Source organism: Gordonia sp. ABKF26 (assembly GCF_041103195.1).
Taxonomy (GTDB): Bacteria; Actinomycetota; Actinomycetes; order Mycobacteriales; family Mycobacteriaceae; genus Gordonia; species Gordonia terrae.
Window position 1 is genome coordinate 139,620 of the sequence record NZ_JBGCVZ010000003.1, and the last position, 22,418, is coordinate 162,037.

Below are 22,418 nucleotides of genomic sequence, written 5' to 3' on the forward strand. Positions count from 1 at the left end.
CACATCGACCGTGAGGAGAACATCATGGCCAAGTACCGCGTAGTCGACGCGAACGAGAACGTCGTCGAGGAGAAGGAGTTCGACGACGCCACCGGCGCTTACGACTGGTTCAAGACCGTCGCCGCACCGGACGACAGCCTGGGCACCGTGATGCAGGTCCACGATGACGGCGAGTGGAAGAACTTCGAGGTGTCCGACGGGGGAACCAACGCCAGTCCCTCGGCCGACGCCGACTGAACCCGCGTCCCCTCGGCGGGATCACGTCGGCAGCAGGTCTCGCGCTCCAGGGAGTCCATCCCTGGGGCGCGAGACGCGTTCTACACCCCGAACGCGGCCGGGTAGGCGATGGTCCCGCTCGGCACCGGACGGGCGTCGTCGAGGGGTAGCGCCATCATCGCCTCGTCCGGGACGTCGAACGGAGCACGAATGCCGAAGCGGGACGCAGGGACGAAGCCGAACCTCGGGTAGTACTCGGCGTGACCGAGAACCAGCACCAGGTTCTCGCCGAGTTCTCGCGCCGCGGTGAGACCGGCGACGACGGCCGCCGAGCCGGCCCCGGTCCGTTGATGCGACGGCACCACCGCGCACGGTCCGAGGGTGAGCGCGAGCTCGGCGTCGACCCGGCACCTGGAGTACAGGGCGTACCCGACGATCGAGTCGTCGGCGTCGGTGGCGACGATCGACAACCCGTCGATCCAGGCGTCGCGATCGGCGCGCAGCTCGTCGACGATCCGCGCCTCGTCGGGGGTCGGGAAGGCCGCCGTCACCACCTCGCGGATGGCATCGGCATCTCCGGCGCGCTCGACGCGCGTCGTCCACCTGCTCACGGTTTCCCGCAGGTCGCGGCGACAGAAATGGCGGTCATCGGCCGCACCCGCCGGCGGGTTGCCCGGCGAACCGACGGTCGAGGAATCCGAGCGCGTCGGCGCTCCACGGGATGAACGCCCGGGTGTGATTCGAGCCGCGGTACTCGGTGAACGTGGTCGGTACCCCTCGATTGCAGAACGACCCGGCCAGGCGTGCGACGTCGGCGGTGACCATCACACCGTCGCCGGTGCCGTCGACGTTGCCGACCCCCAGCATCATCGGACTCCGCGGGGTGCCGAGCGTGCCCATCACGTTCTGCGAGATCGCCTGCCGCACGCCGGGGACGTCCAGCAGGCCGCCGACCGTCGGCACGAGGAGCTGGTGATCGGTCAGACCCGGGTACTTGTCGGCGAACGCCTCGATGCACTCCCCCGCCACCCGCCCGAGGACCCGCTTGCCCTTCGGCGAGAGGTACGGCTGCAGGTCGATGTCGTAGGTCTCGCCGTACACCGCCATCAGCGCCGGGATGACGCCGGCCCAGTTCTCGCTGCCGTTGACGTACCCGAGATTGTTGGCCGGATTCACCAGCACGCCGCCCGCGGCCGCACCGACGATGTTCAGCTCCGGTGCATAGCGCGGGGCCAGTTCCGCGCCGAAGCCGGTGGGGATCGACCCCCCCGAGTAGCCGAAGAGGCCGACCGGGGTCCGGGCCGGCGCGCGCAGGTGGGTCAGCGCGGTGCGGACACCGTCGAGTGCGGCGTAGCCCGATTCGCGAGCCATCGTCCACCGCAGTCCGCGACCTTCGTAGTCGGGGGCGGCGACGGTGTACCCGGCGGCGAGGAGACCGGAGATGAGCGTGATGTCGATCGGCGCCTCGGCCGCATTGCCACCGCGCAGCGTGTACGACGGGTCGCACTGCGAGCCCAGCGCGTCGTAGAACGAGTGGTAGGAGACGACGCGCCGCGGGGCCCCGGCGGGCGCACCCGGCGGTGAGATGACCGTGGTGACCGTCGCCGTCGGCCCACCGAACTGGTTCGTCGTCCGATAGAGGATCTGGGTGGCCGAGATCGGGATACTGGTTCCGCGCCAACCCAACTCGACCTGTCGCGTCCTCAGCGCCGCACCCGGCGAACGCGACTCGTACCCCGATGGCGGGTCATAGAACGGATCCTGGGACGGCAACTGCGCCGGCGCCGCCGCGGGTACGGGAACCGGAGCCGCCGACACCGTGGGCGCGAGCACGGACAGGGACGTCGTCAGCCCGAGGATCGCGGTCAGCGTTCCGAGGCTGCGGGAGAGAAGCCGCATGAGTCATGATCATGCCCGATATGCGGCGTCGGCAGCAGGTTTCGTTCCGACTCGGCACGACGCCGCGTACCGCTGTTCACCCGGAAGTGGCGTCCGGCACCGGATTCTCGCCGGCCCGCTCGACCGCCTCGACCACCGGCGACATCGCGACCACCACCGCACCGGCCACGGCGGCGACGAACGCGATCACCGCGACGGCCCCCCAACCGGCCCGTGTGGTGTCGCCGAGCACCAGGATTCCGATGGCTCCTGGGACGACCGTCTCACCGACGACCAGGGCGGCCGATGCGGCGCTCACCGACCCCTTCTGCAGTGCGACGGTGAACATGTAGAAACCGCCCGGGCCGCACAAGATGATCGCGTACAGCGCCGGGTCGGTGAGCAGTTCGCCGAGATCGAAGGGGTCAAGGCCGTCGAGGATGCGCACCGCGACCGCGAGGACGCCGAACAGCACGCCCCCCGACAGCCCGGCGAGAACCGAGACCCGACTCTGCATCCGCGGCAGGACCACGAGGCCGACACCGAGAATCGCCACCCCGGCCGCGAGAACCGCCCAGTGCAACCACCATTCGTGTTCGTGTCCCTCGTCCCCGGCCGCGAACCCCAACAGGACCAGCGACACCACCACGACCGCGATCGCCGTCCAGTCGCGGGCCGACAGTCTCGCGTGCAGGAAGATCGTGGCGAGCACGACGGTCACCACCAGATTCGCGCTGACGATCGGTTGTGCCAGGAACAGCGGGATCATGCGGGCGGCGACCATGTTGCCCAGGAACCCGATCCCGTCGAGCGCGATCCCGGCCAGGAACGACACGGTCAGCATCGCGGTGATCGTCGACCGGAGCGACGGTGCCGCACCTGGACCACCCGTGTCCTCGACACTCTGCGCACCGCGCGCCTGCAACACCGACGCGGTGCCGTACGCCAGCGCCGCGAACACCGCCGCGAGGATCCCGATCAGCATGGTCGAACAGTAGCCACCGACGCGCTCCTCGTGCGGGACGATCGCCACTGTTGCCGACCGCGCGTCGACGGAAACCGGTCGGGCCGATCGGGATCACGACGATCCGGATCAGGACGATCGGGATCAGACGGTCGACGATCCGGGGGCGTACGCGTCCACGAACTCGCCGACCGCCGCGATCGGCTGAATGCAGTCGAGGAGCACCCCGTCGGGACCCTCGACGATGAAGTGCCGCTGACCGAAGTCCTCGTCGCGCAACTCGAGGATCGGACGCAACCCGTGGTCGTCAGTCAGGCGTCGGTGCAGACCGTCGACATCGTCGACCTCGATGTTGACCAACAGTCCGGCGGCGGGTCGGCGATAGCCCTCGGGGATCGTCGGATGTGTCGCGTCCACGAGGGCCAACTCGAACACTCCGGTGCGGAGGCTGACGTACCAGTCTGCGGCGAAAGTGACCTCGAAGCCGAGAACGCGCTGGTAGAAGGACGACGCCGAGGAGACGTCCGTCGACATGAGGACTGGATACACGCTCGTGATGGTCATGGCCGAACCCCTTTACGTACGATGAGTATGTATAGCCGACTATACATACGCTACGTACGTAAAGGAACCTCTGTGCCGAGAGCCTCTGCCGCAGCCGCCGCCGAAACGGCCCGCGCCGTACTCGCCGCCGCCACCCGCCAGTTCGCCGAGCGGGGGTTCGCCGATGTGTCCCTCGACGACGTCGCCGAGGCGGCGGGCGTCACCCGCGGCGCGGTCTACCACCACTTCCGCAACAAGGCGGCGTTGTTCACGGCCGTGGCCGCGGCGTGCCACGACCGGGTCGCCGACGCGGTGGTCGCGGCCGCCGAGTCCGCGGGCACCGACCCGGCGCGCCAATTGAGCGCCGGCTCGCACGCCTTCGTCGATGCGATCACCAGCGGGCCCGCCGTACGGATACTGCTGATCGACGGCCCGGCCGTCGTCGGCTGGGATGAGTGGCGTCGACTCGACGAGGCCGGCTCGGCCGCCCATCTGCGCGAAGCCCTCGAGGCGGTCGGGGTCGACGGCGAGTTGGTCGACGTCCTCACGATGCTCCTGTCGGGGGCGATGAACGAGGCCGCACTCTGGCTGGCCCGGCACCCCGACGACGACACCGCCCGCGAACGCACACACCGAGCACTCGACCGATTGCTCGGCGCGATCATGTGAGGGGACCGACGCCCCTACGACCGCTTCAGCGGCGATCGGCCTCGCGGGGCGGATGCCCGTATCCGCGAGGCGCGTTCGTCGCGTCGGCGGTCTCGACCGCGGTGACCGCGCCCGACGACGCCAGGACCACCCCACCCAGAACGGCGGCGGCGAAGGCCACGATCGCGACGGGGCCCCACCCGGCTCGGGTGACGTCGCCGAGGAACGCGATCCCCACCGCGCCGGGCAAGACCGTCTGACCGACGACCAGTGCAGCCGCCGCCGCGTTGACCGAGCCGGTCTGCAGCGCAACGGTGAACAGGTAGAAACCGCCGATCCCGCTGAGCAGCAACGCATACAGCGCCGGATCGGTGAAGAGCACCGACAGGTCGAGGGGGTCGAGTCCGTCCAGGATGCGCGACGCGACCGCCATGACGCCGAAGACGGCCCCGGCGATGAGACCGGTGACCGCCGCGATGTGCGTGCGCAGCCGGCGCATCATGATCACGCCCAGTGCGATCAGTGCCGGCCCGGCGACGAGCACCGCCCAGTGCATCCATGAGGTGTGCTCCACGCCTTCGCGACCGGCGGAGACCGCGAGCAACACCAGCGACAGCACGATCACCCCGCCGGAGATCCAATCCCGCAGTGTGAGTCCAACTTTCAGGATCACCATCGCGAGCAGCGCGGTTGCCACCAGCCGGGCGGAGATGATCGTCTGCGACAGGAAGAGCGGGATCATCCGCGCGGAGGCGATAGTCGCGACGAATCCGATGATGTCGAAGACGAATCCGACGAGGAACGGCAGTGTGAGCATCGTCGCCGCGGTCGACCGCAGCGACGGGTGCGCGGCAGCGGATCGTCGGCGCTCTTCCCGGATCGCCGCTCGCTGCGCGACCTGCTCGGCGCCCAGCGCCTGCAGAACGGCCGCGGCGGCGAACGCCAGCGAACCGATCACCGCGATGACGATGCCGGCGGTCACGACACGAGCTCAGCTCAGCGCGGGGTGAGCACGTCGGTGCCGACGAACTTCGCGAGCTCGGCGGGCAACCGGACGGAGCCGTCGGGCTGCTGATGGTTTTCGAGGATCGCGACCAGCCAGCGCGTCGTCGCCAGGGTGCCGTTGAGGGTCGCGGCGGTCTGCGGTCTGCCGTTCTCGTCGCGGTACCGGATCGAGAGGCGACGCGCCTGGAACGTCGTGCAGTTCGACGTCGAGGTCAGCTCGCGGTAGGTGCCCTGCGTCGGAACCCAGGCCTCGCAGTCGTACTTGCGCGAGGCCGACGAGCCGAGGTCGCCCCCGGCGACGTCGATCACGCGGTAAGGCACGTCGATGGCGGCGAGCATGTCCTTCTCCCAGCCCAGCAGACGCTGGTGCTCGGCTTCCGCGTCCTCGGGACGGCAGTAGACGAAGCCCTCGACCTTGTCGAACTGATGGACGCGGATGATGCCGCGGGTGTCCTTGCCGTAGCTGCCGGCCTCGCGACGGAAACAGGTCGACCATCCGGCGTAACGCTTGGGACCGTCGGACAGGTCGAGGATCTCGTCCATGTGGTACCCCGCGAGCGGCACCTCCGACGTGCCGACCAGGTACAGGTCGTCGTCCTTGTCCAGGTGGTAGACCTCGTCGGCGTGGGCACCGAGAAACCCGGTGCCCTCCATGACCTCCGGACGCACGAGCACCGGCGGGATCATCAGGGTGAACCCATTCGCCGTCGCCTTCTGCGCGGCCATGTTCAGCAGTGCGAGCTGCAACTGAGCACCCTGACCGGTGAGGAAGTAGAACCTCGACCCCGACACCTTGGCGCCGCGCTCCATGTCGAGCAGTCCGAGTGACTCACCGAGTTCGAGGTGATCCTTCGGATTCTCGATGTCGCGTGGCTCGCCGACGTGCTCGAGGACCACGTAGTCGTCCTCACCACCGGCCGGTGCTCCGTCGGCCACGATGTTGGAGATCGCCCGGTGAGCCTTCGCGGCTGCCGCGTCGGCCTCGGACTGACGCGCCACCGCCGCCTTCACCTGCTCGGCGAGTTCCTTGCCCTTCGCCAGGAGCGCCTGCTTCTCCTCGCCCTGAGCCTTGCCGACCTGCTTGCCGAGCGTCTTCTGCTCGGACCGCAACGCGTCCGCTTCGACGATCGCGGCGCGACGCTCGGCGTCGGCGGCGAGCAGTGCGTCCACCAGGCCCGGGTCCTCACCGCGGGTGCGCTGTGAGGTGCGGACGAGGTCGGGGTTGTCGCGAACAGTCTTCAGGTCGATCACGACTTCAAACCCTACTTGAGAGCGTGATGCGAACCCGATCACGCCGCGTCGGCCCGCGCCGACAGGTCAGGTCCACAGTCGACGCAGGTCGTCACGACCGAACATGGACGCGGCGGCGTCGGCGTCCGGGGTTCCGCCGTAGGGATCGGCCCCGGCGTCGACCAGCACGCGCACGACGTCGTCGAAGCCTTTGAAGACTGCACCTGCCAGCGGCGTCTGACCCTTGTCGTTGGCGAGGTCGGCGTCGGCACCGCGGGCGAGAAGGGTCGACACCGTCGACGCGTGCCCGTGATAGGCCGCGAGCATGAGCAACGAGTCACCGGACTGGTTGCGCAGATCGGCCGGGACGCCGGCATCGAGGTAACTGCCCAGCGTCTCGGCGTCGCCGGATCGTGCCATGTCGAACAGCCGGGTGGCCAGTTCGACGACGTCGGGACCGGGGGCACCGGAAGCCGGTCGATCATCGGGGTGGGCTGCCACTCCCGCGAGTGTAGGCGCGCCGCCCGGCATCTCCGCCAGGATGGAACCGGTGGCACCCCGCCGTGTGCGAGACTGACCGCAGTGTCTCCTCCTCCCGAAGCGCAGCACGAATCCGGCGGCCCCAGCGAGAGTTTCCTGACGGTCGTCATCGCCTTCGTGTCGAACCTGCTGATCGCGGTCGCCAAGACGGGTGCGGCGATGATCACCGGGTCCGCATCGCTCGTCGCCGAAGCCGCGCACTCGTGGGCCGATACCGGGAACGAGATCCTGTTGCTGGTCGCGGAACGTCGTGCGCATCGCCCGCGGGACTCCACCCATCCGCAGGGCTATGGGCGCGAAGCGTACATCTGGTCGATGTTCGCCGCGTTCGGACTGTTCGCGGTCGGCGCGGCGGTGTCGGTGCAGCACGGGATCTCCGAACTCCTGTCGCCCGAACCGGCCACGGATTACGGCATCGCCTACGCGGTCCTGGCGGTCGCCGCGGTGCTCGAGGGAATCTCGTTCGTGCGGTCGTACCAGCAGGCCAAGCGCGGCGCCGTCAAGCGCCGGATCGGCCTGCTCCGGCAGGTGTTCCGCACCTCGGACCCGACGCTGCGTGCGGTCTTCGCCGAGGACGCGGCCGCACTCATCGGTCTGGCGATCGCCTTCGTCGGCGTACTCCTACACCAGGTCACCGGGTCGTCCACCTACGACGCGATCGGTTCCATCCTGGTCGGTGTGCTGCTCGGGATCGTCGCGATCGTCCTGATCAACCAGAACCGCCGGTTCCTGCTCGGACAGGCAGTGGACGACGCCGTTCAGCGCCGAGTCCTCCGAGACCTGCTGGCGCACAGCAACATCGATCGGGTGACCTACCTACACGTCGAGTACACCGGACCCGTTCAGCTGTTCCTGGTCGCCGCAGTCGATTTCGCGGGCGACGACGCAGAATCCTCGGTGGCGGTCGCCCTGCGCGAACTGGAGAACGAGCTGGAGCGCGACCCACGGATCACCGAAGCGGTGCTGACCCTGTCCGCGCCCGGGGATGTCGACCTCGTGCCCGACGCCCCCTGATCCCACCGGGCGCGGGCGGGCCCTTTTCCACTGTGGAGTTGTCAAAGGTCGTGTGGCGTCAGGGTCGACGCCGGAGGGTCTGGTGCGCGGGACGGTTACACGAGTGCGTCGTCGAGTCGCATGGTGCGCCGGTTGTAGGCGGGGCGGGGTGAGCGTCGGGGGTCGATGTCGGCCGGTGGGATCAACCACGGGTGCCGGTCGGGTCCCATCACCACCTGCCAACTGTGGTGATGGACCTGGGTATGACAGCGTTGGCAGAGCAGGCATCCGTTGTCGAGATCGGTGGGACCGCCGTCAGCCCAGTGCACGATGTGATGCACCTGCGTATGTGCAGCGGGGGCACCACATTTCACACAGCCCACGTCGCGGACGATGATCGCCTGGCGCAGATGGTGCGGGAACAGTCGTTTGGTGGTTCCCATTCGTAACGGGACGCCCTCGGCGTCGAGGACGATCTCGGCCACCGCGCCGTCACACGACAACCGCCTGGCCGTCGATGCCGTGACCGCACCCACCCACGGCAGGCGTGCCGGATCGAGACCATCGGCGGGAATGGTGACCAGCACCTGCGTACGCGGGGCTCCCGCGGCGGTCATCGCCGCGCCTATCGCCGCCTGATCCAGCAGCAACTCCAGCCCGTCGGCGCGACGTTCCCCGACACTGCGTCGATCCTCGGCGCCGTCGGGTTCGGGTCGCGGACCGGATCGTTCGTCGATCATCGACAGGAACTTCTCCCCGATCACCGCCGTCACATCGCCGGTGATGGCGACTCGGCCCTCCTCGGTCACCCGAGTGTGCACGGTGTTCAGTGATGCGTCATCGGCGGCCGGAACCGCGTCCGGGTTCTCCTCGGCGACACGCATGGCGATCGAGCGGGCGTGGGTGTCGATCTCGGCGGGTGTGGCACCGGAGAACGCCTGGGTGAGCAACTCGGTCTCGAACAGCTGCCGGTCGTCGTCGGAAAGCCGAGCGGCTGAACGTTTGTCGATGGAGGCGAGACCGCGGACAACCGCATCGACACACTCGACGGACAGATATCCCTCGGCGGCCCAGTCAGCGACCTTCGGCAACGACGCCAGCCCCGCGGCGATCCGCATACCACGGTAGGCGACCGCCGGCGGCATCCCCATGTCGATCAACGAGTTACGCGTGGTGGTGCCGGCACGCGCCGCCCAGCCAGAAGCGTCCAAAAGGGCTACGTGTACAGCGATCTGGTGATCGAGAACGTTGCGCAATACCCGTAGTTCGTCGAGTCGGTCGAGCACCGCGCGACCGGTCCCGTCGTCGGGCGGTGGAGTCAGACCGATGAGGGTGTCGCGGAGCTCGGTGATCGAGGGCATGACACCAAGGTACTCGCCAAAACGTTCGACGACGAGATTTATCCACAACCGTCTTGTTCTCGATTTCGACTGCGCCACAATCGATGTCACTCACGCCCCAGCGGTGAACCGTGGTGAACTGTGGTGAACAGAAACCCCATCAGTCACACGGGGGAATGGTGATCGGGTGTCGTCCACCAAGTGTGGCTCTACTTCTCCCTGTCACCCCTGCGGGGTTGGTGTTGCCTCATCGTGCCGGCAACTGGTGTGCCGGACCGGCCGGCGTGACTTGATAGGAGCGTGGCAGCGCCCCTCCACCACCGACCGGCCCGACTGTCCGCCCACCCTGTGACAGGAAGGCAAGATCCATGATCGTCATCGGTGCTGATGTTCACAAGCGCACCCACACCTTTGTCGCCGTCGATGACGTCGGCCGCGAACTCGAATCCATGGCCCTACCTACAACGACCGCCGGTCCCAGACCCTTCGAGGCTCGTCGCTATCGCTCCTCGCACCTCAGGGAGCAGAGGGGGGTCGCTGCTTTCGGATCAGGAAGAGCAGAGAGAGTCGCTGCTTTCGGATCAGGAAGAGCAGAGAGAGTCGCTGCTTTCGGATCAGGAAGAGCAGAGAGGGTCGCTGCTCTCGGATAGGGAGCAGATGGGGGCGCTGCACTCGGGTCAGGGACCAGCGAATCACTCAGACGGCGAACGGAATTGGGCCCGCTTCCAGTCCCCGTTGACCTCGTCGCGCTCGCGGACCGCCTCCCGGAAACCCGCGGTCGCGGCACGTTGCTGGAAGGCGTATCCCTCGCGGGTGTGGCGGGAGATCCCGTCAAAGACCGTGCTGATCATTCCCGAATTGGCGACCCCTTGGGCGAGGAGCGCGCTGTTGAGTGCCAGCTTGGCCATCACGAGCTGATTGACCGGCATCCGCGCGATCCGCTCGAGGAGATCCTCGGTGCGGGCGTCGAGGTCCTCGGCCGGCGGGGCCTCGACGGCCAGTCCCCACTCGTGCGCCTGCCGGCCCGACAGGCAGTCACCGGTGAACAGCAGCCGTTTGGCGCGCTGATCGCCGAGACGGTGTGCCCACATACCGGCCGCGGGAATTCCCCACACCCGGGTGGGCGGATAGCCGATCTTGGTGTCGTCGGCGCAGATGATCTGGTCGGCGTAGAGCGCGATGTCCGTGCCGCCGGCGACCGCGAATCCGTGCAACTTCGCGACCGTCGGCTTGTTCGCGTGGAGCAGGCTGGCGAAACCGCGGTTGAATCTGCTCATCATCGCGTAGTCGATCATGGGGTCCCAGGTCCGGCCCGGGTCGTGATTGCGCGCCTGCACAACGGGATCGAGGACGGTGCCCGACCGGGGATCGACAGCCTGCGACGGGTCGCCACCGTTCTCCGCGAAGATCGACAGGTCGTATCCGCCGCAGAAACCCTTGCCCCGCCCGGATACGACGATCACGTGGACACCGGGGTCGAGGTCGGCGCGTTCCACCGCATGCGACAGTTCGACCGGGGTGTCGACGGTGATCGCGTTGCCCTGCTCGGGCCGATCGAACGTGATGCGGGCGATCCGGCCGGTGACTTCGTAGGTGAGCGTGCGGTAGTCGATGTCCGGCTCGCGTTCCGCGCGTCCGGCGAACAACGAGTCCTCACCGTGGCGCAGATCGTCGCGCCACGCGGCCGGGCGCGAGCCGCTCGACTCAACCATGTGTGTTCTCCTGCACCGTCTTCGGGATCACGCGTTCGATGATGGACGCCGTGTCGACCCCCGTCGGCAACGTGCCGAACACATCACCCCGGTCGTTGCCGAGGCGGCTCACGACGAACGCATCGGCGACGGCCGGGTGCCCGTTGCGCACCAACAGGGAGGCCTGCAGGAGCTGGGCCATGCGGCCGACCACCCGGCGGGCTCGGTACTGCATCGCATCGAGGTCATCGAACTCGCTCCGCAGGTCGGCCCCAGCGGCGTCGAGGCGGCGGTCGGCCCCTGCCGCGCTGTCGATCTCGTCGAGAAACGCGGTCACCGTGTCCGGTTGTTTGACCATCGCCCGCAGCACGTCCAGGGCGGCGACGTTGCCCGACCCCTCCCAGATCGACATGAGCGGGGCCTCCCGGTAGAGCCTAGGCATCCGAGACTCCTCCACATATCCGTTGCCGCCCAGGCACTCCAGCGACTCCGCGGCATGGATCGGCGCCCGCTTGCACACGTGGTACTTGCTGACCGCGAGCGAGATCCGTCGTAGGGCGTCGGCCCGTTGGTCGCCCGCGACGGCCCGGTCGGTCAGCTCCGCGAGCCACAGCGCCACCATCGTCGCGCCTTCCGACTCGATCGCCAGATCGGCGAGGACGTTGCGCATCAACGGCTGATCGACGAGCGCGGCACCGAAGGCCCGACGGTGGGTGGCGTGGTGGGCGGCCTGGGCGACGCCGACCCGCATGCCGGTCGCCGACCCGAGGGTGCAGTCCAGGCGGGTCATGTTGACCATCTCGATGATCGTCGCCACGCCGCGGCCCTCATCACCGACGAGCCATCCGACGGTGTCGTCGTACTCCACTTCACTGCTCGCGTTGGAGTGGTTGCCCAACTTGGCTTTCAGCCGCTGCAGCTGGAAGGTGTTGCGCGTCCCGTCGGGAAGCACCCGCGGGACGAAGAAGCACGACAGACCTCCCGGCGCTTGTGCCAGCACCAAGAACACATCGCACATCGGCGCGGAGGTGAACCACTTGTGCCCGGTGATGCGATACGAGCCATCCGACTGCGCGACTGCGGTCGTCGTGTTCGCGCGGACATCGGACCCGCCCTGCTTCTCCGTCATCGACATCCCGGCCGTCAGTCCCGCCTTCGACAGCGGGCTCCGGAGCCCGGGCTCATACGTCGTCGAGACCAGAAGCGGTTCATAGAGTTCAGCGAGCTCGGCGTTGGCGCGCAGGGCAGGCACCACCCCGTAGGTCATCGACATCGGACATCCGTGTCCGGCGTCAACCTGTCCCCACACGCTCGACTTCACGGCTCGCTCGAAATGCGCTGTCGGGCTCGGGTTCGACCACGCGGTTCCGGCGAGGCCGAGGCCGATGCCCGTCCGCATGAGGTGGTGGTAGGCGGGGTCGTACACGACCTCGTCCACCCGGTTGCCGTACCGGTCGTGGGTCCGCAGCTCCGGGGGGTGGGACTCGGCGAGATCGCCCCAACCGAGCGCCTCGGCGCCCCCGGCCAGCCGGCCGATCCGGTGCAACTCCTCGAGCATGTGGTCGGCGCCCGCGCGGTGGACCGCCTCGGCGATGGCCGGGGTGTCAGCGGCGTCGAAGTCGACGAGTTCGGGGACCTGATTGGTGACGACATGGGTGGTCATGGCCTGACCCACCTTCCTGATCGGGGTCGCCATCCACCGTATTACACTTCTTACGCGCTCGCTATAGTTCAGTAATATCCGCGTGTGGCGACGTGCGACGAGTCGGCCGATAGCATCGACCGCGTGCCCGGACGCGTGGAGATTCCCAAGCTCACGGCGCGTTCGGTCATTCTCAGTGCGCTGCTCGGACTCGATTCGCCCGATGCGTCGATCGCCGGGATCCTGGCGATGGCCACCGACCTCGGTCTGCGCGAATCGACCGTCCGCGTGGCCCTCACGCGACTGGTCGCCGCGGGAGATCTGGAACGCACGAACGGTCGCTGCCGGCTCTCGCCGCGGCTCCTCGAACGACAGCAACGACAGGACCACGCACTGCATCCGGCGCGGCGCGACTGGGACGGGATGTGGGATCTCGCCGTCGTGACCGTCGGTTCCGAGAGTTCGACCGAACGTGCGCTCCTGCGCGACACACTGCAGAAAGCACGACTCGGCGAGATCCGGGAGGGCGTGTGGGCGCGTCCGGCCAATCTCGACCTCGAGTTCTCCCCGGACCTGCGCCGACGCCTGAACCTCTTCCGTGCAGCTCCCGAGGAGGCGTCGACGGACCTGGCTTCCCGCCTTTTCACACCGTCGGCCTGGGCATCGTCGGCCGATGAGTTGCTCGACGCGCTCGCGGCGGCGCCCGGCATCGCAAACCGCTTCGAGATCGCCGCAGCCATCGTGCGCCACATCCTGCGCGACCCGCTCCTGCCCGGCGAACTACTACCGGAGCCGTGGCCGAGCGATCGTCTCCGCGACGCGTACGAGGAGTTCCGCAACGAACTCACCGGACTCGCCGCACGACACCTGGCGCCCGACCGCGGGTGACCGAACAGGCACCAGACCGCGCGCCGGCGTCCATCCTGGGCGTGGCTGCGTCGGAGCATCCGAGCACGAGGGTGTGCCCGGTCGGGTCCGTTAGGCATGATGGATCCCGATGAACGCCCCCGACCCCGACCGCAGCCGCCCCGCCGATGCCGACGCGCCCACCGCGCCCGCATCCGGCCGACCGGCCGGTGGAGCCCGCCGACCAGGCAACTTCGCCCGCAATCCGGTCTTCGTGATCCTCGGCGCGATCGTCGTCGGCGCGATCGTGGCGGGCGGGATCGCCTTCGCGACGGGGGTCTTCGACGACAGCGGCAGCGTCGGCGGCAGCAACATCGGCGAAGGCGAACGGCTCATCGAGAACGCCTTCACCAAGTCGGTGGCGGGCGACTGCCTCGATTGGCCGGCCGGGAACCCCGGGCAGCCGGTCGACGTACCGTGCGAGCAGAAGCACCGCTTCGAGGTCGCGGGCGCCATCGACACCGCCTTGATCCCCGGCGCCGAGTTCGGCGAGGACGCTCTCTGGCCGGGTGCCGAGCGGTTCGCCGCGATCCGCGACGAGCAGTGCCCGGTGATGGTGGACCAGTATCTCGACGGGCGCCTCGACCCGCAGGGCCGCTTCGCGGTCGGCATGATGTACCCCTCACAGGCGCAGTGGGACAAGGGCGCGCGTCAGTTGCGCTGCGGGGTCCAGGAGAACGGCGCCGACGGTGCGCCGGTCCAGTTCTCCGGCCGGGTGGCCGATCAGAACCAGTCCTACGTCTGGCCCGAGGGAACGTGCGTCGGTATCGACACCGAGACCCGCGCCCCGACCGGCTTCGCGGTGAACTGCGCTGAGCCCCACGCCTTCCAGACGACCGGGATCGTCGATCTGTCGGTCCGTTTCGGTGACCGGATGTCGAACAAGCCGTGGCCGCCGACCGGTGCACAGAACGGTTACCTCGGGTCGATCTGTCCGGTCCAGGCCGAACGGTTCGCCGGCGGGCGCAAGCCGCTCGACGCGACCACGCTCAATGTCCAGTGGTCGGTACTCAGCGAGCCGAGCTGGCTCGCCGGCAGCCGCAAGGTGGTGTGCTACCTGGGCCTCCCCGACAAGCGCGGCGGGTTCGCGACCCTCGTCGGCGACGCCAAGGGCGGCGCCCTGCTGATCAACGGGCGGGCACCGGTCGCGCCTCCGGAGGCTCCTCCGGGGCGTGCTCTACCCACCCCGGTGCCGCTTCCACCGGGGATCGCGCCCAACCCCGACGAAGCCCCGGCCCCGGCGGGCTGAGCCGATGCCCGTTCCGATGTCCGACGACGAGTTCGACGGGCTGGTCTCCGATGCCCTGGACACCATCCCGACCGATCTGACCGACGCGATGAACAACGTGGTCATCCTCGTCGAGCCGTCCAACCCCGAGGAGCCGGGCATCCTCGGTCTGTATCACGGTGTGGCACTGACGATGCGGACCAGCGACTACGGCGGTTTTCTGCCGGACACCATCACCATCTACCGCGATCCCATCCTCGCGATGTGTCACTCGCGGGAGGAGGTCGTGCACGAGGTCGCGGTCACCGTCGTCCACGAGATCGCGCACCACTTCGGCATCGACGACGACTGGCTGCACGCCAACGGCTGGGGGTAGTGGCGCCGCGTCCACCGGGTTCGATGTTTGACCTGCGACGGAACGAGGTACGAGGGGTAGCAGATCGAGCAGCCCTCTATCTCAGGAGTACGTCCATGTCCTCAGACGCCATCGTCATCCTCCGGGATGAGCACAAAGAGATCCGCAAACTGTTCCGCGACTTCAAGTCGCAGGGCGACAACGCCGTCAAGACCAAGGGCAAGATCGTCGACAAGATCATCGAGGCCCTCACCGTGCACACGTACATCGAGAACGAGGTGATGTACCCGGAGATCCGCAAGCGCGTGCCCGACCTCGAGGACGACATCCTCGAGTCCTACGAGGAGCACCACGTCGCCGACGTCCTCGTCGTCGAGCTGGCCGCCCTCTCGCCGGACGCCGAGCGGTTCGACGCCAAGACCACCGTCCTCATCGAGAACGTCGAGCACCACATCGAGGAGGAAGAGGACGAATGGTTCCCGAAGGTCCGAGACGCATTGAGCCGCAAGGAACTGCGCGAGATCGGTGAGGAGATGCTGCGCCGCCGGGAGAAGGCTCCGCGCCGGCCCTCGCAACCCTCGGCCCTGAAGAAGACGGTCGACGCCATCATCAAGTAGCCCTTCGAGACGCTCGCAAGCTCGCTCCTCAGGGAACAGGGTGACGCTCGCAAGCTCGCTCCTCAGGGAACGGAGTGACGCTCGCAAGCTCGCTCCTCAGGGAGCGGGGAGACGCTCGCAAGCTCGCTCCTCAGGGAACGGGGTGACGCCCTCAGCCCATCGGTTCGTCGACGAGCGGCTCGTCGACCACCTCGAACGGGGCCGTCGCGGCACCCCATCGCCGGCACACCCACAGCCCGTCGGAGTACTCCAGTTCGATGGAACCGGTGTTGCCCAGGTGGGTTGCCGCGGCGAACCGGGAGTCGATCCCGGCCAGCCGTGCGGCGACCAGGCGAATGGCCGCACCGTGACTCACCAGGAACACATCGCGCTGGTCCGGTCCGGTGAGGTACATGTCGGCCAGGTCCTCGACCGTCGGCAGGTACCGGTCGTAGACCATCGCCAGGGATTCGCCGCCCGGGATGCGTGCGTCGAGATCGCCGTCGTGCCAGCGGTGCATGATGTCCTGGAAGACCTCATAGGACTCGCGGTCGGTGCGATCCTCCAGATCGCCGGCCTGCACCTCGTGCACACCGTCGATCGGCGCGGTCTCCACGTCCCACACCGAGCCGATGAGTTCGGCGGTCTGGCGTGCGCGGAGTGCACGCGAACTGAGCAACACCGCGTGGTGTTCCGGAGCGTTCTCCAGGCCGAACCGAACTCCCTGCCGCGCACCGAAATCGGTGAGTGCGGCACCGGGCAGGGCGGTGTCGAGGCGCCGCATGACGTTCGAGGTGGTCTCGCCGTGGCGGACCAGGTGCAGGCGCGCCATCAGTTGCCTCCTCGGCGCATCGAGTCGACCCAGGCGAGCGACTCGGTGTGATCGGGCGGCGTGGCGCCGGTGGTGCGCACCGCGGGCCACGCCCCGAGGAACACCACGCGCTCACACCGGCGATGCAGGGCGGCAAGCGCTTCGGCGACGGCGGCGTCGTCGATGTGGCCGACGGCGTCGAGGAAGAACCGGTACCGTCCGGCGATGCTGCGCCCCTGTGCCTCGTCGCGCTGTGGGCGCGATTCGATACGGGTGAGGTCGATTCCGCGCGAGGCGAATTCGTTCATCGCCGCCATCAGGCTGCCCGGCTCGTTCGACAGGTCGAGGATGACCGACGTCCGGTCGGCGCCGGTGCGGGGCAACGGGACCCCGGGCCGACCGAGCAGAAGGAACCGCGTGGTCGCGTCCCGCGCGTCGGCGACACCGTCGGCGAGCACCACCAGCCCGGACAGGCTCGCCGCGAGTCCGGTCGTGACCGCGGCATCCGCCCTGCCCGCCGCGACGTCCTGCGCGGCAGCGGCATTGGAGCTCGAGATCACGAACTGGGCATTCGGGAAAAGCTCACCCACCCGACGACGCACCTGCGCGGACGCAACGGGATAGGCGGCGATGGTGCGGACCTCGTCCGGGGGCAGCGGCGTGACCGCGGCGATCGCAAACGAGATGTCCAGCACGGTCTCGGCGAAAGCCTGCACGCGCCCGATGGCGGCGTCGCTCGTAGACGGCACCAGCGCGTCCATCGTCGCGGGCACCGAACCCTCGAGCGAGCTCTCGATCGGCACGCAGCCGTACTCGGCATCACCGCTGCGGACCATGGCGATGGTCGCGGCGGGACTCGACGCGGCGACACGCTCGATCTCGCCGGACAGGCCGAGGCCGGCGGTGTCGTCGTGATGTGCGGCGAGGACCGCGTCGAGTGCCATTTCGGTGAAGGTTCCGGGCGGGCCGAAGTAGGCGATCACAGGCACCACACGAGACTAGTGGAAGCCGGCCGGTGGGACCGTTCGCCGGCATGTGTCTCGACATCGACGCATCAGTGCCGAAACCATTGACGCATGCGGTCCGGGAATTTAGGTTAGGGTTACCTTTCAACGACCCCGTCACGCGACGCCGACCGGAGAGACTGTCATGACGAGAACGACGACCGACCGCCCGACGGATGCCGAGATGATCCAAACGGCCTGTCGTCGGGTCGGTTCCGCCATCCTGGCCGTCGAGGGTGCCGACGCCACCCCGATCGACGTCGTCCACCTCTTCGAGTCCCAGGCGTTCGTCCTCGTCCCGTCCGCCGGCGACGCCATGCAGGCGGTCGACGAGGCCGAGGGCGTGCCCGCCATGCTCGAAGTGACCGACTGGGCACCCATCGACCTGCGCGAACGGGTGCGTTCGGTGATCTGGCTGAACGGCACCCTGCACGAGGTCCCCCGGGATCTGGAGCGCGACCTGGCCATCGAGATCGCGACCGAACACCCCGACGACGGACTGCTCGACATCGGACACGGCGCATCGATGCTGCGACTGCAGATCGACACCGCGGTGATCGCCTCGTCGGCCGGTGCGGCCTCGGTGTCGGCCGGCGAACTCGCCGACGCCGACCCCGACCCGTTCTGGGAGCACGAGGGCAGCTGGCTCGAACACCTCGACACCGACCACGCCGACATCGTCGGACAACTGGTCCGAAAGCTACCCGCCGATCTCCGCACCGGGCGCGTGCGGCCACTCGGCCTCGACCGCTTCGGCATCCGCTTCCGGATCGAGGGACTCGAGGGCGACTCCGACGTCCGACTCCCCTTCGCCCGTCCCGTCTCCGACGTGTTCGAGCTGTCCCGCGCACTGCGCAACCTCGCGGGCTGTCCGTTCCTGAACTCGATTCCCGACTGACCCGCGTCTCGCGAACCACCGCGCTGTTCCACATCATCGCCACCGGTCGCGGGGCCCTAGGCTGACCCGCATGGCCTTGCGCGAGTACCTGAAGCCGTCCCCGCACGGCATCCCGGTCGTCACCGACCGCATCGAGCGACGCGGCATCATCGTCGAGCTGGTCATCGTCGGGACCCTGACGTTCGCATTCTCGGCCCTGTCGGCCGCCCTCGCTCTGCTCGAGGCGCAACTCGCCGGCGGCATCGGCGAGACGACCGTCGCACTCAATCCCAGCCGGTCCGACCTCGGCGTCATCGACGCCGTCCGGCAGATCATGAGCGGGCTCCGCCTGTTCGCCATCGCGACCCTGGGCGTATACCTGTTGTGGCGCAGCGGAATCGGGCTCTCACGCGTCGGCCTGGGGCGGTGGGCGCCACGCCGCGACGTCCCCGCCGGACTCGTCCTCGCCGCCGTGATCGGTCTGCCCGGGCTGGCGCTGGTCGCCGTGGCGCGCGCCCTCGGTCTGAACGCGAGTCTCGTACCCAGTCAGGCCGACACCTGGTGGGAGTGGCCGGTTCTCGTGCTGATCGCGATCGGCAATGCCGCCGCCGAGGAGATCGTCGTGGTCGCGTACTTCATCACCCGGCTGCGTCAGCTCGGGGCGTCCGACGGCGCGTCGCTCGCCGCCAGCGCGATCCTCCGCGGCGGTTATCACCTGTACCAGGGCTTCGGTGCCGGCGTCGGCAACCTGGTCATGGGCCTCGTCTACGGCCGCTTCTATCAAGTCAGCGGTCGCGTGTGGCCTCTCGTCATCGCCCATGCGGTCATCGACGTGGTCGCCTTCGTCGGATACGGGCTGCTCCGGGACCACCTGTCCTGGGTCGGGTGAGCGGCCCCAGACACCCGTCGACTGTGCCCCCGTTTTCGTCGACCGTGCGTCCATCGCCGTTGACTGTGCGTCCGTTTTCGTCGACCGTGCGTCCGTTTCCGTCGACTGTGCGCCCTACCCCAGCACCGTTGAACACGGTGAGATGATTCGCTAAATTCGTCTCATGACTGTCGATGTGCCGCCCGGCCCGGCCACCGAGCCGGCGAGCCTCCCCTTCCCGCGACGGCATCGGGCCGCCGAGTCCCGCGGCCGACGCATCGGCAAACTCCTGAAGGTCTACAACCACCTTCGCGAACCCGATGACGACGAGCTCGCGCAGCTCGGACGCCGGTTGCGCACACGGGACGAACCCGCCGCGACGCTGGTCCGGGCCATGCGCCTGCCCCGAGGTGTGGACGGCCGGGTGACGATGCGCCAGTTCGAGCAGGCGCTCGCCGGCGACATGCCGTCCGACGCCCCGGTCGCGCTTCGTGACTTCTTCGCGCTGGTCGAGAACACGCCCGACTGGGTCGATCCCGACCTCTGCGACCGCGGCGCCGCTGTCTACCGGCGCTTCGGCCAGAACGCGAACGATGTCCTGCTGCAGCTCTCCCTGATCGGCGGCTACCGCTTCGGCGGGCCCGCCGACCTGCTGGTCGCGACGGGCGGACTCACCGGGAACACCGTCATCCGACGCCTCGGTGAGACACAGACCTGGGCCATCGCGGTCGGCGAGCCGGGTGGCATGGCACGCGACGGCGAGGGCTGGCGGCTCACCGTCCACGTGCGCCTGATGCATGCCCTGGTCAACGAGAGGTACGAACACAACGGTCGCTGGGACATCGACCAGTGGGGTCTGCCGATCAACCAGTCCGATCTCGCCGCCACCCTCAACCTCTTCAGCGGCGCCTTGATGATGGGCGTCCGTGCGCTCGGGGTCCCCGTGAGCCGCGACGACTCCCGCGCCCTCATGCATCTGTGGAAGTACGTCGGGTGGCTGATCGGCGTCGACGACGACTGGCTCTTCGACTCCGAACGCGACCAGCATCAGCTGAGTTACGCGGTCCTGCTGACGCAACACGACGTGACCGACGCCGGTGCGGCCCTCACCACCGCGATCGTCGACGCCCAGAACCGCCTGCACTACCGACGCTTCCCCCGCGTGGCCGCGCGCTACACCCGAGCGCGCCTGGTCAGCATGCTGCAGGGCTTCCTGGGGGTACGCGGTATGCGCGACCTCGGCCTGCGTCCCGCCCTGCCCTGGGCCTTCGGTCTCGCCTGGGTGCGCAACACGCTCACCTACCAGGTCATCGCGCGGACGCCGGTCGGCCCGCGCTATCTGGAATGGACCGGCGCTCGCGCACGGCGTCGTGCCCTCTTCCGCCACTTCGGCCCCGACGCACCGGAGATCGGGTCACTCGCGGAGCGCTGATCGCCGCATCAGGGTTGTCGCTGCGCCGTCGTGACGCGGTCCGGGACCCGGGAGCCGATGGCACCGGATCCGGATGATGTTGTGCCCGGATTCCGGGCTCGAGATCATACTGATTCCCCGGTCAAGACGGCTACGACTACCGCGCGAGCAACATCCGCGTCAGGTGAGGCGCTCGGCGTCATCGCGACCATCCTCGGCGACCGGCCGTCCACCCGACCCGGTGACCCGCGCGAGCAGATAGAGCACGAGTCCGACGACGATCAGGATGCCTGCGCGCAGCCATGTCGACGCGCTCTGCTGTGTCATCAGCACGATGCAGGAGACCACCGCGAGTATCGGAACGATCGTCGGGGTCCGAAAGTGGTCGGTGTCCGTGCGATCGCGGCGCAGCACGAGCACGGCGACGTTGGTGCTGACGAAGACGAACAGCAGCAGGAGCACCACCGTCTCGGCGAGCGCCGCGACCGTGCCCGTCGCCGAGAGGATCATTGCGACCGCGGTCGTGGCCACGATCGCCGTCCACGGCGTGCGACGACCGGGCAGCACCTTTGCCAGTGCACCCGGGAGCAGCCCGTCCCGTGCCATGCCGAAGGTCAGGCGCGACGCCATGATCATCGTGAGCAGCGCGCCGTTCGCGACGGCGATCAGCGCGATCAGGGAGAACAGCTGGTCGGGTATCCCGACGTCGGCGATCGAGACGACCTCCAGCAGCGGCCCCGACGACTCCACCAGCCGCTCGGGTGGTGCGACCACCGACACCGCGAGGCCGACGAGCACGTACACGACGCCGGCCGTGAGCAGTGCACCGAACAGCGCCTTCGGATACACCCGCCGCACGTCACGGACCTCTTCGGCCATGTTGGCCGAGGTCTCGAAGCCGACGAACGAGTAGTAGGCGAGCAATGCCGCACCGAGAACGGCCAGCGCCGGTGTGGTCTCGTCGGTGAACTCCAGCACCCGCTGCGGCTCTCCGTCACCACGACCGAGGACGATGCCGGCCAGCACGACGACGAGGACGAGCCCGGAGACCTCCACGACGGTCATCACCACGTTCGCGCTCAGGGACTCTCTGATCCCGCGGGCGTTGAGCGCCGCGACCGCGAGCAGGAACACCAGAGCCGCCACGGTGGTCGGAACGTCGAGGAAGACCTGCAAGTAGTCGCCCGCGAAGGCGAGCGCGAGTCCGGCGGCGCTCGTCACCCCGGCGGCCAGCATGCAGAACCCGACCAGGAACGAGACGAGCGGATGGCGGTACGCATGCCGCGCGAACACCGCGGCGCCGCCGGCCCGCGGGTACTTGGTGACGAGTTCGGCATACGACGCCGCGGTCAGCATCGCCAGCGCCAGGGCCAGCGCCAGCGGGACCCAGATCGCGCCGCCGACCTCACCGGCGACCTCGCCCACGAGCGCGTAGATACCCGCGCCGAGGACATCGCCCAGGATGAACAGGAACAGCAACTTGCCGGTGATGGCCCGCCGCAGCGGGGTGTGCCCACCGTCGGCCCCGGCGCCGGTCCCGGTCTCCTCGGAGTCGCCCGCTTCGGCGACATGTTTGTCGGTCATGGCGAGTCCTGTACCCCGTTCGGGCCGGATCGAGACCTCGGTGACGAATCACTCCCCGGAGGCGTCGACGCCACCTCACACACCAACC

23 protein-coding genes and 1 pseudogene are annotated in these 22,418 nt (G+C 68.6%); 11 read left to right on the forward strand and 13 right to left on the reverse strand.

All coding sequences use genetic code 11. The features are described 5' to 3' along the window. The first annotated feature begins 24 nt into the window (after positions 1-24). Positions 25-237: a hypothetical protein gene (locus AB4Z55_RS01120; RefSeq protein WP_004021390.1), complete on the forward strand. Its 213-nt coding sequence runs from the start codon at positions 25-27 to the stop codon at positions 235-237. Between the two features lie 80 nt (positions 238-317). On the opposite strand, the gene AB4Z55_RS01125 is transcribed toward AB4Z55_RS01120, so the two are convergent. From AB4Z55_RS01125 to AB4Z55_RS01140, 4 genes are all read right to left on the reverse strand, one after another. Continuing rightward, positions 318-827 (reverse strand): GNAT family N-acetyltransferase, encoded by a 510-nt coding sequence (locus AB4Z55_RS01125; protein WP_248645700.1) that lies wholly within the window; start codon positions 825-827, stop codon positions 318-320. 34 nt (positions 828-861) lie between these two features. Then, positions 862-2,115 carry a lipase family protein gene (locus tag AB4Z55_RS01130; RefSeq protein WP_369518954.1) on the reverse strand — a complete coding sequence of 418 codons (1,254 nt, stop codon included), beginning with the start codon at positions 2,113-2,115 and terminating at the stop codon, positions 862-864. Positions 2,116-2,191: 76 nt separating this feature from the next. Beyond that, positions 2,192-3,079 carry a hypothetical protein gene (locus tag AB4Z55_RS01135; RefSeq protein WP_004021393.1) on the reverse strand — a complete coding sequence of 296 codons (888 nt, stop codon included), beginning with the start codon at positions 3,077-3,079 and terminating at the stop codon, positions 2,192-2,194. A 123-nt stretch (positions 3,080-3,202) separates the two neighbouring features. Further along, positions 3,203-3,622, reverse strand: coding sequence for a VOC family protein (locus AB4Z55_RS01140; protein ID WP_101822494.1), 420 nt, complete (start codon positions 3,620-3,622; stop codon positions 3,203-3,205). A gap of 72 nt (positions 3,623-3,694) precedes the next feature. On the opposite strand from AB4Z55_RS01140, the gene AB4Z55_RS01145 reads away from it, so the two are divergent. Further along, positions 3,695-4,270 carry a TetR/AcrR family transcriptional regulator gene (locus tag AB4Z55_RS01145; RefSeq protein ID WP_101822492.1) on the forward strand — a complete coding sequence of 192 codons (576 nt, stop codon included), beginning with the start codon at positions 3,695-3,697 and terminating at the stop codon, positions 4,268-4,270. 25 nt (positions 4,271-4,295) lie between these two features. Here the strand turns inward: AB4Z55_RS01145 and AB4Z55_RS01150 are convergent, their stop codons facing one another. The 3 genes from AB4Z55_RS01150 to AB4Z55_RS01160 all read right to left on the reverse strand — a co-directional run bounded on the left by AB4Z55_RS01150 (position 4,296) and on the right by AB4Z55_RS01160 (position 6,985). Continuing rightward, the gene (locus AB4Z55_RS01150) at positions 4,296-5,231 is read right to left on the reverse strand and encodes a hypothetical protein (RefSeq protein WP_004021396.1); all 936 of its coding nucleotides are present in this window, start codon (positions 5,229-5,231) and stop codon (positions 4,296-4,298) included. Positions 5,232-5,245: 14 nt separating this feature from the next. After that, on the reverse strand, positions 5,246-6,505 hold the full coding sequence (gene serS / locus AB4Z55_RS01155) for a serine--tRNA ligase (protein ID WP_004021397.1): 1,260 nt from the start codon (positions 6,503-6,505) through the stop codon (positions 5,246-5,248). 66 nt (positions 6,506-6,571) lie between these two features. Continuing rightward, entirely contained in the window at positions 6,572-6,985 is a 414-nt protein-coding gene (locus AB4Z55_RS01160; protein WP_101822490.1) for an ankyrin repeat domain-containing protein, read from the reverse strand. An 81-nt stretch (positions 6,986-7,066) separates the two neighbouring features. Here AB4Z55_RS01160 and AB4Z55_RS01165 point away from each other — a divergent pair, with 81 nt between their 5' ends. After that, on the forward strand, positions 7,067-8,038 hold the full coding sequence (locus tag AB4Z55_RS01165) for a cation diffusion facilitator family transporter (protein WP_369518955.1): 972 nt from the start codon (positions 7,067-7,069) through the stop codon (positions 8,036-8,038). A 95-nt stretch (positions 8,039-8,133) separates the two neighbouring features. Here the strand turns inward: AB4Z55_RS01165 and AB4Z55_RS01170 are convergent, their stop codons facing one another. Then, entirely contained in the window at positions 8,134-9,378 is a 1,245-nt protein-coding gene (locus AB4Z55_RS01170) for a DUF222 domain-containing protein (RefSeq protein WP_369518956.1), read from the reverse strand. Between the two features lie 347 nt (positions 9,379-9,725). Here AB4Z55_RS01170 and AB4Z55_RS01175 point away from each other — a divergent pair. After that, positions 9,726-9,833, forward strand: a pseudogene (locus tag AB4Z55_RS01175) (IS110 family transposase); the annotation flags it as partial. A gap of 216 nt (positions 9,834-10,049) precedes the next feature. Here the strand turns inward: AB4Z55_RS01175 and AB4Z55_RS01180 are convergent. Together AB4Z55_RS01180 and AB4Z55_RS01185 are read right to left on the reverse strand one after the other, a co-directional pair. After that, positions 10,050-11,069 carry a crotonase/enoyl-CoA hydratase family protein gene (locus AB4Z55_RS01180; protein WP_369518957.1) on the reverse strand — a complete coding sequence of 340 codons (1,020 nt, stop codon included), beginning with the start codon at positions 11,067-11,069 and terminating at the stop codon, positions 10,050-10,052. Then, positions 11,062-12,711, reverse strand: coding sequence for an acyl-CoA dehydrogenase family protein (locus AB4Z55_RS01185; RefSeq protein ID WP_369518958.1), 1,650 nt, complete (start codon positions 12,709-12,711; stop codon positions 11,062-11,064). The genes AB4Z55_RS01180 and AB4Z55_RS01185 overlap by 8 nt, the downstream gene beginning before the upstream one ends. Before the next feature lie 123 nt (positions 12,712-12,834). Here AB4Z55_RS01185 and AB4Z55_RS01190 point away from each other — a divergent pair, with 123 nt between their 5' ends. From AB4Z55_RS01190 to AB4Z55_RS01205, 4 genes are all read left to right on the forward strand, one after another. Further along, positions 12,835-13,578 carry a PaaX family transcriptional regulator C-terminal domain-containing protein gene (locus tag AB4Z55_RS01190; RefSeq protein WP_369518959.1) on the forward strand — a complete coding sequence of 248 codons (744 nt, stop codon included), beginning with the start codon at positions 12,835-12,837 and terminating at the stop codon, positions 13,576-13,578. Between the two features lie 109 nt (positions 13,579-13,687). Then, the gene (locus AB4Z55_RS01195; protein WP_004021404.1) at positions 13,688-14,845 is read left to right on the forward strand and encodes a septum formation family protein; all 1,158 of its coding nucleotides are present in this window, start codon (positions 13,688-13,690) and stop codon (positions 14,843-14,845) included. A 4-nt stretch (positions 14,846-14,849) separates the two neighbouring features. After that, complete coding sequence (locus tag AB4Z55_RS01200) at positions 14,850-15,200, forward strand: metallopeptidase family protein (RefSeq protein ID WP_004021405.1); 351 nt, start codon at positions 14,850-14,852, stop codon at positions 15,198-15,200. A gap of 95 nt (positions 15,201-15,295) precedes the next feature. Continuing rightward, positions 15,296-15,796, forward strand: a complete 501-nt coding sequence (locus AB4Z55_RS01205) for a hemerythrin domain-containing protein (protein WP_004021406.1) — start codon at positions 15,296-15,298, stop codon at positions 15,794-15,796. Positions 15,797-15,947: 151 nt separating this feature from the next. Here the strand turns inward: AB4Z55_RS01205 and AB4Z55_RS01210 are convergent, their stop codons facing one another. Both AB4Z55_RS01210 and pheA read right to left on the reverse strand, forming a co-directional pair. Next, positions 15,948-16,607 (reverse strand): histidine phosphatase family protein, encoded by a 660-nt coding sequence (locus AB4Z55_RS01210; RefSeq protein WP_004021407.1) that lies wholly within the window; start codon positions 16,605-16,607, stop codon positions 15,948-15,950. Next, positions 16,607-17,578 (reverse strand): prephenate dehydratase, encoded by a 972-nt coding sequence (gene pheA / locus AB4Z55_RS01215; RefSeq protein WP_369518960.1) that lies wholly within the window; start codon positions 17,576-17,578, stop codon positions 16,607-16,609. The genes AB4Z55_RS01210 and pheA overlap by 1 nt, the downstream gene beginning before the upstream one ends. A gap of 157 nt (positions 17,579-17,735) precedes the next feature. On the opposite strand from pheA, the gene AB4Z55_RS01220 reads away from it, so the two are divergent. From AB4Z55_RS01220 to AB4Z55_RS01230, 3 genes are all read left to right on the forward strand, one after another. After that, positions 17,736-18,488 carry a DUF2470 domain-containing protein gene (locus AB4Z55_RS01220; protein ID WP_101821835.1) on the forward strand — a complete coding sequence of 251 codons (753 nt, stop codon included), beginning with the start codon at positions 17,736-17,738 and terminating at the stop codon, positions 18,486-18,488. 70 nt (positions 18,489-18,558) lie between these two features. Then, complete coding sequence (locus AB4Z55_RS01225; protein WP_369518961.1) at positions 18,559-19,356, forward strand: CPBP family intramembrane glutamic endopeptidase; 798 nt, start codon at positions 18,559-18,561, stop codon at positions 19,354-19,356. Between the two features lie 163 nt (positions 19,357-19,519). Beyond that, complete coding sequence (locus AB4Z55_RS01230; RefSeq protein ID WP_369518962.1) at positions 19,520-20,767, forward strand: oxygenase MpaB family protein; 1,248 nt, start codon at positions 19,520-19,522, stop codon at positions 20,765-20,767. 159 nt (positions 20,768-20,926) lie between these two features. On the opposite strand, the gene AB4Z55_RS01235 is transcribed toward AB4Z55_RS01230, so the two are convergent. Continuing rightward, positions 20,927-22,330 carry an APC family permease gene (locus tag AB4Z55_RS01235; protein WP_101821829.1) on the reverse strand — a complete coding sequence of 468 codons (1,404 nt, stop codon included), beginning with the start codon at positions 22,328-22,330 and terminating at the stop codon, positions 20,927-20,929. Positions 22,331-22,418 lie beyond the last annotated feature (88 nt).